Below are 15,201 nucleotides of genomic sequence, written 5' to 3'. Positions count from 1 at the left end.
CATGAAATTAAACATTCGTACGGTAAAGGAGAGGTGAATTTTGGCTCAGGTGAAAATTAAAGACCTCTATCCGCTTTCGCCAATGCAAGAGGGGATGCTGTTTCATTCCATATTGGATCAAAAGTCGGAGGCTTATTTTGAACAGACCGTCATCACCATTCAAGACATTTTGGACGCCAGCCTAATACAGCAAAGCTTGCAAAAGCTGGTCGACCGATACGATATTTTCCGCACCGTCTTTATGTATAAGGAAACCGAACGGCCTCTTCAGGTCGTTCTGGAACAACGGGAGGCCACTCCCATCCATGTTCAGAATTGGAGCGGACAGCCGGACGAAGAAAAAAAATCTCTTCTGGAATCTTTTCTAAAAAACGATCGACAAACAGGCTTTGATCTGGAAAAAGAGGTTCCGATTCGACTGGCTTTAATTCAATGGACAAAGGAAGACTCCAAGCTTATTTGGAGCTTTCCTCATATTGTGATGGATGGCTGGTGTATGGGTACAGTAGCCCAGGATTTCTTCGACATCTACATTTCCCTTCGGGACAACACGTCTTTAAAGCTAGGGCCAGTTTTTCCATTCAGCAGCTTTATCCAGTGGCTGGAGAGACAAGACAAGGAGGAAGCGGCCGCGTACTGGCAACGATATTTGCTTAATGTTGAAAATGAAACCGTCGTTCCCGGCTATACGCGGTCGTTTGATTCCTCCTATAAGGCAAAACAATTTACAAGCGTATGGGAAGAACGCCTGACCCAAGGCTTAGAGCATATTGCCAAGCAGTACCGTGTCACCGTTAGCACCGTATTTCAAACCCTTTGGGGCATTTTACTACAAACATACAATAACAGTAACGATGTCATTCTGGGTTCAGTTGTATCTGGCAGACCGGATGAAGTACCTGGTATAGAAAATATGGTCGGTTTGTTCATCAATACGATTCCGGTACGAATCATCAGCACCCCGGAACAACGGTTTTCGGATTTACTGGCGTCTGTGCAGGATTCCATGATGGAGTCCAATCGGTATTCCTATCTGTCACTAGCTGATATCCAGTCTCACACCTCATTAAAGCAAAATCTGATTGGTCATATTGTCGCATTTGAAAATTATCCGATTTCCGAGGATCTCATGAGTCTTGAGGAAGAATCAAAAACGATTCGCATCTCGGAAGTGGAGGAAATCGAGCAAACCAACTACGATCTGAACATTGTTGTCGTGCCTGGGCGCAAGCTTGAAATCAGATTTAGCTATAACGAGCTAACCTATGACTCAAACATGATCCAGCTTATCGCCAGCCATCTCAGCCAAGCCATGGAGCAGGTCCTTCTTAACCCGGATATATCCGTTAAGGACCTGGATTTTCTGACGACAGAGGAGAGACAGTGGCTCTTGTTCGATTTTAATGATACCCGGACATTGTACCCTGCTGAGCATACAATCCATCACTGTTTTGAGGAACAGGCAGAAAAGACACCGGAAGCGGTGGCCATTGCATTTGAAAATCGAGAGCTGACCTACAGGGAATTAAATATAAAGGCTAATCAGTTGGCCTCCAAGCTGCGGAAGCTGGGCGTTCAGCCAGATACCATTGTAGCTATCCTGACCGAACGATCACCCGAAATGATTATTGGGGTGCTAGGTATTTTAAAAGCTGGAGCAGCTTATTTGCCGATAGATCCCTCCTACCCGCAAGACCGTATTACATTTATGCTCCAGGATAGCCGCAGCGATATTTTACTTACATTATCAGGCAGTGGGGGCCAAACAACTGGATTCGAATTTTCCGGCACTGTGCTGGATTTAGGTGATATCGACTCTTATGATACCGACGTCTTCACCAGTTCCAATCGATCAGCAACAGCAGATCATTTGGCGTATGTGATGTACACCTCCGGCTCCACGGGTCGTCCTAAGGGAGTCATGATTGAGCATCGAAATGTCATACGACTGGTCAAAAATACAAATTACGTACAATTCGCTGAGAACGACCGCATTCTAATGACCGGAGCTTTAGTATTTGATGCCTGTACCTTTGAAATTTGGGGAGCTTTGCTCAATGGTCTACGTTTGTATATCGTGCCGGAAACCATCATTTTAAATGCTGTGAAGCTGGGTACTGCTCTCGAGCAAAATCACATTACGACGATGTGGCTGACATCACCATTGTTCAATCAACTTGCTCAGCAAAAGCCTGAACTATTTTCCCCTCTCAAATACTTGCTAGTAGGGGGAGATGTGCTTTCACCTGCAATCATCGCTCACGTTAGAGAGAAATGTCCTGGCTTGACGATCATTAATGGCTATGGCCCGACAGAGAATACCACATTCTCGTGCTGTTTTCCGATTGAAAAGGAGTATAGTAACATTCCGATCGGGCGGCCAATCGGAAATTCCACTGCCTATATATTGGATTCTTCAAACAGATTGCTGCCTATCGGGGCTCAAGGAGAAATTTGTGTGGGTGGCGATGGTCTGGCGCGCGGATATCTGAACAGAGATGAGCTGACTCGGGAAAAATTTGTCCTTAATCCGTTCATTCCCGGTGAAAGGATGTACCGGACAGGTGATCTGGGCAGATGGCTGCCAGACGGTAATCTGGAGTATCTCGGACGAATCGACCAACAGGTTAAAATCCGCGGCTATCGAATCGAGCTTGGGGAAATAGAAACCAGGCTCATGAGACATGATGCCATTCATGGAGTACATGTTGCCGTAAGAGCTACGAATGATGGTCAAAAAACACTCTGTGCTTACATTGCAACCGATGCAGTTCTGACTATAAGTGAGATGAAAGCCCATTTGGCGGGGCAATTGCCAGACTACATGATTCCTGCCCAATATGTATTTCTGCCGTCGCTTCCTTTGAACACGAATGGAAAGATTGATCGGCAAGCGCTTCCTAAGCCGGAATCGATCAGTAGTTCCCAGCTAGAATACACGGCCCCCAGAAATGAAGTAGAGCAGCAACTGGCGAACCTGTGGCAAACGGTGCTTGGAGTCGAAAAGGTCGGTATTGACGACAGCTTTTTCGAGCTTGGAGGGCACTCTTTAAAAGCCATCCAGCTGGTATCCCAAGCACAGGAATTGAACATCCCGTTGGATATACATCAATTGCTTCAATATCAGACGATTCGTAGCTTGTACGATCTTCTGCAACGCGGGGAAGAGGGGGCAGAGGAAACAAGCAAACTTATAGCCGACTCTCAGGAGGCCGGGCGGATTATCGGAGAGGCCTTTGGTGCTCATGCCTTGCTTCGAACCGTGTCTGGTGCTCAACAAGACTATCTGTTCCTGCAACTAGAGCCTTTCCATGCAGAACAGGTTCAGGACATTACAGAATTTATTCAATCCCGCATACACCCCGAGCTGCATCCCCATTATATTATTCCATGGGGCATAGACGAGCCCTATCGGGTTTGCGGAATTCCCGTGACAGATGACTTCGAGCCGACAAACCCTGAACAAGAAGCCTTCATCCAACATCGGGCAGAAGAATTGGAGGACAATATTGCTGACTTAAATACGGAATGGAGTACCCATATACTGGCTCCGGACACGATTGGACAATACCCGCTTGCTCCTGTACAGCTCTATCATTTGCAGCATCCTGTCGGGTCAGGCATGTCTATCCGGTTGGACAGCTATTTGAACATCCCACGATTGACCGCCGCTATTCTACGACTAATTCATCGTCATGAGTTGCTGCGAAGTGTCATTGTGAAGTCAGATGAAACGTGGACCTGGGGGCTTAAACCAGCACCAGAGCATATCAGCTTGCCTATGGTGGATCTTTCGGGATATCCGGTATATATGCAGCAGAGGCTCCTTTCTTACATGATACCGCAGCTTTATGAGGAACCGTATGAGCAGACACATGCTTTACAATATCGTATTGTCCTGATTCGCTTAAACTTGCGGGAGCAACTGCTTCTGCTGCCATGCTCACATATTATTTTTGATGCTACCAGCGGTGGCATTTTGCGGAGACAGCTTCTTGACGAATATCACCATCCCCAGCAGGCACCACAGCAAATAGAAGCCAATCATTATCGGGATTATGTGGAGCATATCCGTCAAGGCCCTCAAGGCATCAGTGATCAGCAAATGAACCAGCAATTCAGGCTTCAGGTGTTTGGCGAAAATAACGATCTTATTCAGGCCCTAACGCAAAATCGTAACCATGCAGTATCTACCAAGTATCATTGGAGATTGGATGTAAGCCACACTCCAGAGCCGGGGCAATCTGCGAACATGTGGAGTCTTTCACTACAGATGGCTTACCAATTTTTCAGCACCTATTTTCATATTTCCGAGGTTCCGCTATGGATGACAAATTACGGAAGACAGTATGGTGATCAGAACTATTTTGGAACGGTGGGCGAATGTATTGATCATATTCCCGTTGTACTTCAGGAAGACGACATCGTAGCTCGTGAAAAGGGCATCCTTGCACAATTGGACTCGGCTGCACGCCATCATTTGAATTTTTTTAATCTAATGATCAACGCAGATATGGAGGAGGCTTATCCCGATTCCAGCCGTATCTTGAAAAAGGGGCTTGAACAATTGCCTGTCGTTTTCAATTATTTGGGGGAGAGCAGAGAAGACTCGGCACTTTTTGACCAAATGGATGCAGATGGAGAAAAATTGAGCGTCAATGAAGCCATTTTTTTCGAGATACAGCATGTCGACAAAGTTCTGGAGATTTCTCTGATCCTTCCGTATGAAGAGGACCGACAGTATATCCATCAAATCTTCCAGACTGCTAGTGACAGGCTTTTAAACGCTTTGACCATTTCGCAGTAAGGAGATGAAGATGTGAATCAATTGTTTAAGGATAGTCGTTTTATCCGTTTCTTTGCTTCCCGTACTTCTGCCAATATCGCGGACAGCATTTATTCCATCGTCCTGCTGTATTTTGTACAGCAATCAACGCAATCGGTGGCGATGACCAGCTTTACGTATACAGCCGTATCTGCGGCGTCGATTTTCAGCTTTCTCGTGGGTCCTTTAGTGGACCGTTATTCACCGCCTTTGTTGGCCAGCATCGCCTTGTTTACGCAGGCTTTGCTTATTTTGGCCGTCCCGTTTCTCATTCAGGATGGAATGGTTAATCTGGTCGCTATCCTTGTTATTGTGTTTATTGCATCCTGCTTCTCCACACTGTTTTATCCGGCCAACAGTAAAATGCTGCCGCAACTGGTAGGCTCGCCGGATTTGATTGTCCGGGCGAATTCCATGATTTCGTCGACGGATCAGGTTATTAATATCGCCGGATATCTGGCCGGAGCCTCGCTCATCATCGCAATGGGGATGAAAAATACGTTTTTTCTAGCCAGCGCGATGCTGTTTCTGTCAGGCTTTGTGTACGTCAGGCTCAACAAGCAAATCGATGCTCCTGCGGTGGAAGACACTAACGGGAGGGGTTCACTGAAGCTGGGGTACTATCTGAAGGAGTTGAAAGAAGGGTATCTTTTTGTAAAACGGCACACCTTCCTGAGAATTATGCTTCCGTTCTTTGCTCTGACGAACTTTTCGATGGCGATCTTGGTAATTGCCATGCCTTCCATCGCTGTATCCTATGGCTCACCGATCTATTACAGCTTGCTCTATGTAGCCTATTTTATCGGTATTTTTATCGGTTCCTTTCTGGTCAGTGTATTGAAAAAGAACGGCATTACCATTGCGGTTTCCTGGGTGGCTATGGGGCTGGCAATCTATGTGTTTTCCATTGTGCCGGAGATGTGGATGAAGCTGCTGGCAGCTCTGTTATTAGGCGTTTTTACAGGCATCATCAATGTACTGCAAACGTCTTTGATTCAAATTATTACACCACTGCCGTTACTGGGACGTGTTACAGCCTTTCTAAACACCTTGTCGAGCGCGGCTCTGCCATTAGGGGCCTTGATTGGAGGGGCGTTAACTTTACGGTTTGCTTTGAGTGAGGTCCTATTTTTCAGCGGACTGATTACTGCATTGTGCGGATTGGTTATGTTCCTGGTCAAGGATATTCGCCAGTTTGAGATTCCATCAGGAGAGATTGGAGCAGTAGCCCCTTCCCACAATTCATAAGCCACGCATGTAAAATGTCAGGTCCTCATCACAGGGCCTGGCATTTTTAGTATGTCTGGCTTCGCCGCGTTGAGGCTGATTATTTTGGTGCTGGTGTTGGAGCGCCGTTTATGGTTATCATAGACGAAGGTATAAATCTATCGTTACATTCGGATACAAGAGGAGATACGAGATGGCTGACCCTTTAAAAAATATATACACAGAGGATTTTCTTCGCCTTTTCGGTGAAAGAGTACAAACTGCTTATAGCTCGTTTGATACCCAAGGATTTATCCTTCAAGTTATGGACGAGACGTGGAATGAGCTGGAGCTAAAAGCCCGGATGCGACGGATTTCACTAACATTGGGAACGTTCTTGCCAAGTCGTTATGAAGAAGCCTTGGCTGTCCTTTTTGCTATAGACGAGCATTGCAGCGGTTTTCCGTACTTATTCTTCCCGGACTTTGTGGAGGTGTATGGACAGGGGGAGGAGCATTGGACACTTTCCATGGAGGCACTGGAACGCTTCACACAGAAGTCATCTGCGGAGTTTGCCGTGAGATCTTTCCTGTTGCGTGAACCGGAACGGATGATGCGCCAGATGACAGCCTGGGCAGGACACCACAGCGAGCACGTCCGCCGTCTTGCCAGCGAAGGCTGTCGTCCAAGATTACCCTGGGGGCAGGCGCTGCCCATGTTTAAACGCGATCCTGCACCGGTATTGGCCGTGCTGGAATTGTTGAAAGCCGATCCGTCACTGTATGTACGTAAAAGTGTAGCCAACAATCTGAACGATATCGCCAAGGACCACCCCGATACGGTTATAGCAACGGCTAAGCGGTGGAAAGGCACACATCCTGATACGGACTGGATTGTCCGTCATGGCTGCCGGACTTTAATCCGTAAGTCCAGCCCCGAGGTGATGGCACTGTTCGGTTATGCCGAAGAAACGAACGGATCACCCTTAGTCACCGAAGCGTCTTTTACTGCCGATCCGGCTGTGTTAAAGCTCGGTGATAGCTGTGAGCTGAGCTATGCGCTTCAACTTCGGCAAGGTGACCCGGTGCGAGTCCGCATCGAATACGGTATCGACTTTGTAAAGGCGAGAGGACAAGTCTCGCGTAAATTATTTCTGCTTTCCGACAAAACCGTTCCCGGAGGAACCCGTCTTACAGGTGTGCGGACACACCATTTTGCAGACCTGACGACCCGTCGCCATTACCCGGGCGCACACCGTATTGTACTGCTTGTGAATGGACAAGAAGCCGCATCTACAGTAGCGGAGCTCCAGTTGTAAGCTCTATAGCAGGTAAGAAAAAGAGTCTGAAACGAGGCTCTTTTTTTGTCGTTCGCTTCTAGAGACTTTATCTTTCACCCAAAAAATGATTCTGGTATTAGAACCTGGTACTAAGACGTGCTATACTACAATAAGATCATGGCTCTCATTTTATGTATAAAGGGGAAGATACAATTTGGCAGATCAGAAGCAATGGCTTGCGCCTGAATATTACAATATGACTTCGGAAATGGAACACCATGATGCTGATAAAACAGCACTCAAGTGGTTGAGCGAAACTGGAGAATACGAGGAGATCACCTACGGAGAGCTGTTGAAAAAGGCCAATCGACTGGCCGGTGGACTCACAAGTCTGGGATTTAACAAAGGAGACAGAGTCCTGGTCGTAGTACCACGGCGTATTATTGCGTATGTGATTTATCTGGCGTGCTTGAAGCTGGGACTTGCCGTTATTCCTTCTTCGGAGATGCTGCGGGCTAAGGATATTGCGTATCGTCTTCGCCATTCACAAGCGCGAGGGATCATTGCCTGGACCGGTGTAACCGGGGAAGTGGACAAAATAACTGATGATTTGCCTGCCCTGGATTATCGGATCATGGTTTCCCGTGACAACACGGCATCTGCACCCGGCTGGCTTGTTCTGGATGAACTGATGAGCGGGCAGGACGATACTTTTGAAGCTGTGAAGACACATCGGGATGACATGGCGATCCTGGCCTATACCTCGGGTACTACAGGGAATCCTAAAGGTGTCGTACATAGCCATGGCTGGGGGTATGCTCATCTGCGTATAACATCCCCATGGCTGGATATCCAAGCTTCAGATGTAGTATGGGCTACAGCAGCACCGGGATGGCAAAAATGGATTTGGAGTCCGTTTTTATCCGTACTGGGGAATGGAGCGACCGGATTCATATACAATGGTCCGTTTCGTCCGGGTCGCTATTTACAGCTCCTGCAGGAGTATGGGATTCAGGTATTATGCTGCACGCCTACGGAATATCGGATTATGGCCAAGACGGATGGCATGGATCAGTACAATCTGTCCCAATTGCGCAGCGCAGTTTCCGCAGGAGAACCTCTCAATCAGGAGGTCATTAACAAGTTTCAGGAGCAGTTCAACATTACGATTCGTGACGGTTATGGGCAGACGGAGAGCACATTAATTATTGGTAACTTGAAGGACGTACCTCTGCGTACAGGCTCGATGGGTAAATCCATTGCCCCAGGACTTGTTGAGGTCATAGACGAGGATGGCATTCCGCTGCCGCCGGGTCAAGTCGGTGATATTGCAGTACGTGCTGATCTTCCGGCATTATTCCATACGTATTACCTTGATCCGGAACGAAAAGCAATGAGTATCCAGGGTGACTATTTTGTGACAGGAGATCGGGCGCGTAAAGACGAGGATGGATATTTCTGGTTTGAAGGACGCGGTGATGATATCATTATCAGCTCCGGTTATACTATTGGCCCTTTTGAAGTAGAAGAAGCGCTTATGAAGCATGACTCCGTACAGGAATGTGCTGTCGTAGCAAGTCCTGACCCAATACGTGGGCATGTCGTTAAGGCCTACATTGTACTTAAAGCTGGAATAGAAGGATCACCTGAGCTGGTCAAGGCGCTGCAGCAGCATGTTAAAGAATGGACTGCACCTTATAAGTATCCACGAAAAATAGAGTTTATTCAGGAGCTTCCCAAAACCAGCTCGGGCAAAATTCGAAGAGTGGCGCTGCGTGAATTGGAGAAGCAAGCCATACTGTAATGATAAGGATTTAAATTCGATGAAACGGAACAGGAGCGTGGAAAAATGAGTACATTTGAAACATTGCTGGAGCAATATGCAGAGCTTGTCGTGAGAGTAGGCGTCAATATTCAGCCCGGACAGGTATTTTTGGTTACAGCACCGCTGGAAACTATTGATTTTACGCGCTTGATTGTCAGCAAAGCCTATGAAGCAGGCGCCAAATACGTGCAAGTTGAGTTTGAGGATGATCACATTACGCGCAGTCGTTTTGAACATGGTGACGATACCTGCTTTGATTATTACCCGGCCTGGAAGGCGGAAATGATGGAAAAACTCGCCGAAGAGGGTGGAGCGACGCTAACCATTAAGGTACCGAATCCCGATCTGTATCAAGGCATTGATCCGCAAAAGGTTTCGCGTGCGACGAAGGCGGCAATCACGGTGAGAGAAGGCTTTTCCCATTATACCCGGAATCATAAAATTAGCTGGTGTCTGATTAAAGCGCCAACAAAGGCTTGGGCCGATAAAGTGTTTGCCGATGTGGCAGAAGAGGATCGCATTCGTGTCATGTGGGATACGATTTTCCAAATGAACCGTGTAGACGGCTCTGATCCTGTTCAAAATTGGCAGGAGCACTTGAAGAATCTCGAACAGCTGCAAAACAAGCTGAATCATAAAAAGTATAAAAGCCTGCACTACCGCGCACCCGGAACAGATTTGAAAATTGAACTAGCCGATGGGCATATTTGGCGCAGTGGTGGTGGTGAGAACGAACGTGGAGATTATTTTGTGGCAAATATGCCCACAGAGGAAGTGTTCACGATGCCTAAGCGTACAGGTGTGAACGGTCATGTCACCAGCACCATGCCGCTAAATCTGAACGGGCAGCTGGTGGATCGTATTACATTTACCTTTAAGGACGGCAAAGTCACCGAGTATACAGCGGAATCTGGAGAGCAGCATCTGACTCATTTGCTCGCTACGGATGAAGGGGCAAGCTATTTGGGTGAAGTTGCACTGGTTCCGCACGATTCACCGATTTCCAATCTCAATCGTATTTTTTACAATACAGGTATAGACGAAAATGCCTCCTGTCACTTGGCTCTGGGTAGTGCGTATCCTTTTAATATGGAAAAAGGAACACAAATGAGCCGGGAGGAATTGCTGAAGAACGGTGCCAATGTCAGCCTGACTCATGTTGATTTTATGATCGGTTCAGCCGAGTTGGATATTGATGGCGAGCTGCAAGACGGAAGTAAAGAAGCTGTGTTTCGCAAAGGAAATTGGGCCATCTAGCTTTTTTTCAATCTCCATTCAAATAACCCGCAAACGATCCAATTCGTTTTGCGGGTTTTTCTATATCCCAAATGTCAAACTGTCCCTTGCATAGCGAAATCTAAAGTGCTAAACTTAATTAAAACATTGTTTAAAACGTTGTTTTAATTATTGTTTTATATAATGTTTGATTAAGAAATTCAGTTCCTTTCATCCGCTCTCATCGGACTAAATAAGAGGAGGAGAAGCATGAATCAGGCAGACAAAAAACAGCAAACCAAAGAAAAAATATTACAGGCTGCGCTGGAAGTCATTAAAAAGGAAGGCTTCGAGGCGGTTACCATCAGAAAAATTGCTGACCTATCGGCCACTAATATTTCTCTAGTTAATTATTATTTTGGTTCCAAGGAAAATCTGCTGAGTGAAGCTATTGAAGTCATATTAAGTGGCTTTCAGCACACATTTTCTATTTTGGACAATACAGTGATACCACCTCAAGATAGACTGAAACAATTTTTGTATGATTATTTGCAGGTCATTCGCCAATATCCGGAGCTTCTATCGCGAATTATTGCTATGGGCAGCACCCCCTTTACATCTCAGCAGGAATACGGAAGGTTTTTAAGTATGATGGGATTTCCAAAGGTTCAGAGTACGATTAAGGAGCTGACAGGTGAACAACGACCAGAACAATTGTTAGCGATGATGCTGCAAATATTCGGAGCGATTTTTCTGCCTGCGCTGATGAGCCCGATTCTTGAATCCGGAGCAGTAGCGAAAGTACCGTCAATAGAGGAACAATTAAACCTGCTGTTTGAAAGATATTTTGATAAACAATAAATGACTGGAGTGACTACTATGCATTTTCTGAGAAGATATTGGCAAGATGCGGGGGCTGTAGTCGGTGTGATTGTATGTATTGGCTTACTTATGAACAGGACTATCCTCTCAGATATAACGGGGATACTCTGGCTAAGCTTTGTAGCTATACTGTTTCATCAATTTGAGGAGTACCGCTGGCCTGGATATTTCCCCGGTTTATTTAATAGCACTATGTTTAAAAGTGAAGCACCGGATCATTATCCTTTAAACACCCATTCAGCCATGATTATTAATGTGGCGATTGCCTATATATTTTATTTGCTCCCTGTATGTTTACCACAAGTAATCTGGCTTGGACTTGCACCAGTTTTTATGGGATTCTTCCAGGTCGTCTGGCACGGCATTGTTGTCAATATCAAAGCAAAAACCTTATATAATCCTGGCTTGTTCACAGCGCTCCTCATCCACGTTCCAGTCGGAATTTGGTATATTCATGATGTTGTGAAGCGCGACATGTCAACCGGAATGGACTGGGTATTGGGAACGATCTACTTTATCCTTGCTGTATATGTTTTTATTATTAAAGGGAATATATGGTTGAAAAAGAAGGACTCTCCTTACTCTTTTTCTAAACAACAATTAGGAGCTTATGATCGTAAATAGTGTCTGCAAGGGAGTCGTTTCCGTTACAATTAGGGAAGCGGCTTTTTACAATCCGTTGCATTTTTATGGCATGCTGTTTATACTGGTATCAGTAATTGATTAATCACTTATCAAAACCTGTGATAAATAAAAGGATGAAGATGTCATGGCAAAAACTACATCAGTATCAATAAATCGTCAAAATGAAATCATATCCGCTGCTATTGAAGTGTTTGCGGAGATGGGCTACTATCGGGCTACAACAGCCAAAGTGGCAGAACGGGCCAGCATTTCCCAGCCGTATGTTTTCCGTTTTTTTGCTACCAAGGAAGCATTGCTTGTCGAAGCCCTGAAGGTTTCCTTTGCACGCATTCTAGAATCTTTCCAACAGGTCATTCATTCGTCCCCGTCTGAACAGCTAGAGCAGGAGTTGATTGCGGCTTATTCGCACATTATGGTGGAATACCGCAATGAAATACTTTTACAAATGCAGGCGCAGACAATCGGGGAGGATGTGGTTGTGAGCGTGATGCAGCAGGGATTCCGTGAAATTCAATCGACCGTGTACGATGCTTTTCGACATGCTGGTATTGAACATGCATCGCAAAGAACAATGCTCTTTCTTGCCAGAGGGATGCTCTGTAATATCTCAATGTCTCTGGATCTGCCGGAACTGATGAAAATAGACGATTAATTTTTGTTTATGCAATAAGAGTTGCCGCCTTTGCGCGGCTTTTTTCTTTTGCTTGTGAGTATAAAGCGCCAAACAGGTTGACAATGGAAGCAAGCTTCGTTATCTTTATACATATAGGGGTATATGTATATAACAATTTGAATCAATACCCATTCAAAAAAACAAGTGGAGGTATAAACAATGTCATCCAATAACATTCAAGCAGACTATATTCTCAATTGCAAAGGGTTAGCTTGTCCCATGCCTATTGTAAAAACAAAACGGGCTATGAATGAGCTTAATGCAGGCCAGGTTATGGAAGTTCAAGCGACTGACAAGGGTTCATTAGCGGATTTTCAGAGCTGGGCTCAGAGCACCGGGCATCAATATTTAGGCACACATCATAATGGGGATGTAATGCATCATTATCTGCGCAAAGCGAATCCTGCTGAAGTGAAGGTAGAACAAATAGTTCCTCTAACGATGAGCCACACAGAGCTGCAGACGAAATTATCTGGAAAGGAGAACATATTACTGATGGATGTTCGGGAACCCTCAGAATTTGCACTTAAACATATTCCTGGATCAAAATCCATCCCTCTCGGAGAACTGGAAAACAGGCTCGACGAGCTGAACCTGGATGAGGAAATCGCAGTGATTTGCCAAGCTGGGGCTCGCAGTGAAAGAGCTTGCCAGTTATTGACAGGCAAAGGCGCTAAAAACGTCAAATCTGTGCTTTTAGGCATATCCGAATGGGGAGGAGAGACTGAGGGGAGCCAATCCATATGATTACAGCAGCAGGAAATGTTGTAATGAATCAGGAGTATGTCCAACCCAAAACAACGATCGTATTATTCAGTGGGGAGTTGGATAAGGCGATTGCAGCATTCATTATTGCGAATGGGGCAGCAGCATATGACCATGAAGTAACCATCTTTTTTACGTTTTGGGGTCTAAACATGCTACGTAAGGATGAACTTGTACGAACGAAAAAGGGATTTCTTGAAAAAGCCTTTGGCTGGATGATGCCCCGCGGCCCGCAAAAGCTTGCACTGTCCAAAATGAATTTTGCAGGACTCGGTCCACAGATGATTAAGCATGTCATGAAAAAGCACAATGCGCTATCCCTTCCACAGCTTATAGAGCTGGCGCGAGAGCAGGGGATCAAACTCATAGCCTGTACCATGACAATGGATCTCTTAGGACTGCAGCAAGCAGAGCTAATCGACGGTTTGGAATATGCCGGAGTAGGCGCCTACTTGGGGGAGGCTTCACAAGGGAAGGTAAATCTATTTATCTAGGGTGTGCTATATATTTTTTTGGTTTATAATATACCTATACATGTATGTGGTAAATCAAAAAAAGGAGTGCATACTTATGGATTACAATTACAGTGATGAACTGAAAACACGCTTGAGAAGGATTGAAGGACAGGTGCGTGGGGTACTTCGTTTGATGGATGAAGGAAAATCATGCAAGGATGTAGTCAGCCAGCTATCTGCGGTACGCAACGCATCAGATAAAGCAATTGCGCAAATTGTGGCAGAGAATCTGCAGCGTTGTATATTGGAAGAGCAAGAGGCTGGAGGAGATACGGATAAGCTGGTTAAAGAAGCGATCCAACTGCTTGTGAAAAGCCGCTAATTATTTAAAAGTGTAGAGTTCTTTAAAGCATTTAAGCAATACATTATATGACGATAACGAAAGTATGGATTCCATACTTTCGTTTTTTTTTCGCCTCTGCACTGTAATTGTTTGCTAAGCAACTATGGAATAGATCTATTTTTTCTTGCTTGTTTATAAATGATATTAAAAAGCTCATTGTAATTCCGATCTTTATTTGAAGAGGAGAAGAGAATGTTAAGTTGTCTGGCCACCCCTTCGCAAATGCTCCATCTAATACGCGAGTTTTGACATTCGTCCAGAATAAAGTCGACTAACTCTTGTTCTTCAGAAGCCCGATCCGTATCTTCAGCACTTAATAGCTTTCTAATATGCCCTACAACTACCTCTTGATCTTCATCGTTCTTTTGAATATTAAACGGAAAAAGAACCTGTTGATGGTGCTTGGTTACTTCTATATTTTTTTCTAACCGAAGTATATTGTAAGCCAGTATATCAGAACTATTCGTATTAAAATTCATTTGCCTCGAGTATCTGAACTGGTATCCGATTCCTCCAATAAAATGAGTGGATAAATCCATAGCGCTGGCTTCAATTGCAACACCATAAACCTCAATTAAACGTCTGGCTAACCAGTTTAACTCTTTATAGTGGCTTGTTTCCATATATTTCCTTAATGCTTCGTCATTCTCGGCCATCGAAATATTGTACAGCTCCAGGATATTTTCACGGCTATAAATAGTGTGCTTTAGTCCCAACTGAGAATATAAAATTTCCTTGCTATGAGAATCGCCCTCTGCCAGTAACTGTTTTTGCTGCTCTTCTACTTTTCCGTCGACATTTTGAATAATACTAAGTATCAGTTGAGATTTAGAAGAAAAATAATTATAAAAAGTGCCTTTCGAGACACCCGACTTCTCCAATATATCCTGGATAGAAGTATGATGATAACCGATGTTACGGAATAAGGACTTTGCAGCTTCAATGATATGCTCTTTTTTGGTCATGTTTCTTGTTCCCCTATAAAACAAATTGACAGTCATTTTATATCGCTTTATTATAACATTAAA

Annotated in this window: 12 protein-coding genes; 11 read left to right on the top strand and 1 reads right to left on the bottom strand. The window is 45.0% G+C overall.

Annotation, left to right across the window (positions count from 1 at the left end; translation table 11 throughout):
• Window positions 1-49 precede the first annotated feature (49 nt).
• The 11 genes from BAZ21_RS28990 (at window position 50) to BAZ21_RS13400 (ending at window position 14,152) form a co-directional block, all read left to right on the top strand.
• On the top strand, window positions 50-4,807 hold the full coding sequence (locus tag BAZ21_RS28990; protein ID WP_256021035.1) for a non-ribosomal peptide synthetase: 4,758 nt from the start codon (window positions 50-52) through the stop codon (window positions 4,805-4,807).
• A 12-nt stretch (window positions 4,808-4,819) separates the two neighbouring features.
• Window positions 4,820-6,073, top strand: coding sequence for an MFS transporter (locus BAZ21_RS13445; RefSeq protein WP_068501306.1), 1,254 nt, complete (start codon window positions 4,820-4,822; stop codon window positions 6,071-6,073).
• A 172-nt stretch (window positions 6,074-6,245) separates the two neighbouring features.
• Entirely contained in the window at window positions 6,246-7,349 is a 1,104-nt protein-coding gene (locus BAZ21_RS13440) for a hypothetical protein (RefSeq protein WP_068501301.1), read from the top strand.
• Between the two features lie 175 nt (window positions 7,350-7,524).
• A complete protein-coding gene (locus BAZ21_RS13435; protein ID WP_068501296.1) occupies window positions 7,525-9,114 on the top strand; it encodes an acyl-CoA synthetase in 1,590 nt (529 codons plus the stop codon).
• Between the two features lie 45 nt (window positions 9,115-9,159).
• Window positions 9,160-10,392, top strand: coding sequence for an aminopeptidase (locus BAZ21_RS13430; protein WP_068501293.1), 1,233 nt, complete (start codon window positions 9,160-9,162; stop codon window positions 10,390-10,392).
• Between the two features lie 228 nt (window positions 10,393-10,620).
• Complete coding sequence (locus tag BAZ21_RS13425) at window positions 10,621-11,211, top strand: TetR/AcrR family transcriptional regulator (protein ID WP_068501290.1); 591 nt, start codon at window positions 10,621-10,623, stop codon at window positions 11,209-11,211.
• A gap of 18 nt (window positions 11,212-11,229) precedes the next feature.
• A complete protein-coding gene (locus BAZ21_RS13420) occupies window positions 11,230-11,856 on the top strand; it encodes an HXXEE domain-containing protein (protein WP_068501287.1) in 627 nt (208 codons plus the stop codon).
• A gap of 145 nt (window positions 11,857-12,001) precedes the next feature.
• A complete protein-coding gene (locus tag BAZ21_RS13415; protein ID WP_068501282.1) occupies window positions 12,002-12,529 on the top strand; it encodes a TetR/AcrR family transcriptional regulator in 528 nt (175 codons plus the stop codon).
• 180 nt (window positions 12,530-12,709) lie between these two features.
• Window positions 12,710-13,297: a sulfurtransferase TusA family protein gene (locus tag BAZ21_RS13410; RefSeq protein ID WP_068501277.1), complete on the top strand. Its 588-nt coding sequence runs from the start codon at window positions 12,710-12,712 to the stop codon at window positions 13,295-13,297.
• A complete protein-coding gene (locus BAZ21_RS13405) occupies window positions 13,294-13,809 on the top strand; it encodes a DsrE/DsrF/DrsH-like family protein (protein WP_373441558.1) in 516 nt (171 codons plus the stop codon). The genes BAZ21_RS13410 and BAZ21_RS13405 overlap by 4 nt, the downstream gene beginning before the upstream one ends.
• A gap of 76 nt (window positions 13,810-13,885) precedes the next feature.
• On the top strand, window positions 13,886-14,152 hold the full coding sequence (locus BAZ21_RS13400) for a metal-sensitive transcriptional regulator (RefSeq protein ID WP_013310304.1): 267 nt from the start codon (window positions 13,886-13,888) through the stop codon (window positions 14,150-14,152).
• Window positions 14,153-14,274: 122 nt separating this feature from the next.
• On the opposite strand, the gene BAZ21_RS13395 is transcribed toward BAZ21_RS13400, so the two are convergent.
• Entirely contained in the window at window positions 14,275-15,138 is an 864-nt protein-coding gene (locus BAZ21_RS13395) for a TetR/AcrR family transcriptional regulator (protein ID WP_068501274.1), read from the bottom strand.
• Window positions 15,139-15,201 lie beyond the last annotated feature (63 nt).

Origin of the sequence: Paenibacillus kribbensis, from assembly GCF_001705305.1 — a bacterium.
GTDB classification, from domain to species: domain Bacteria; phylum Bacillota; class Bacilli; order Paenibacillales; family Paenibacillaceae; genus Paenibacillus; species Paenibacillus kribbensis_B.
The sequence above is the reverse complement of the archived record's forward strand: the minus strand, read 5'-3'. Positions and strand labels throughout refer to the sequence as shown.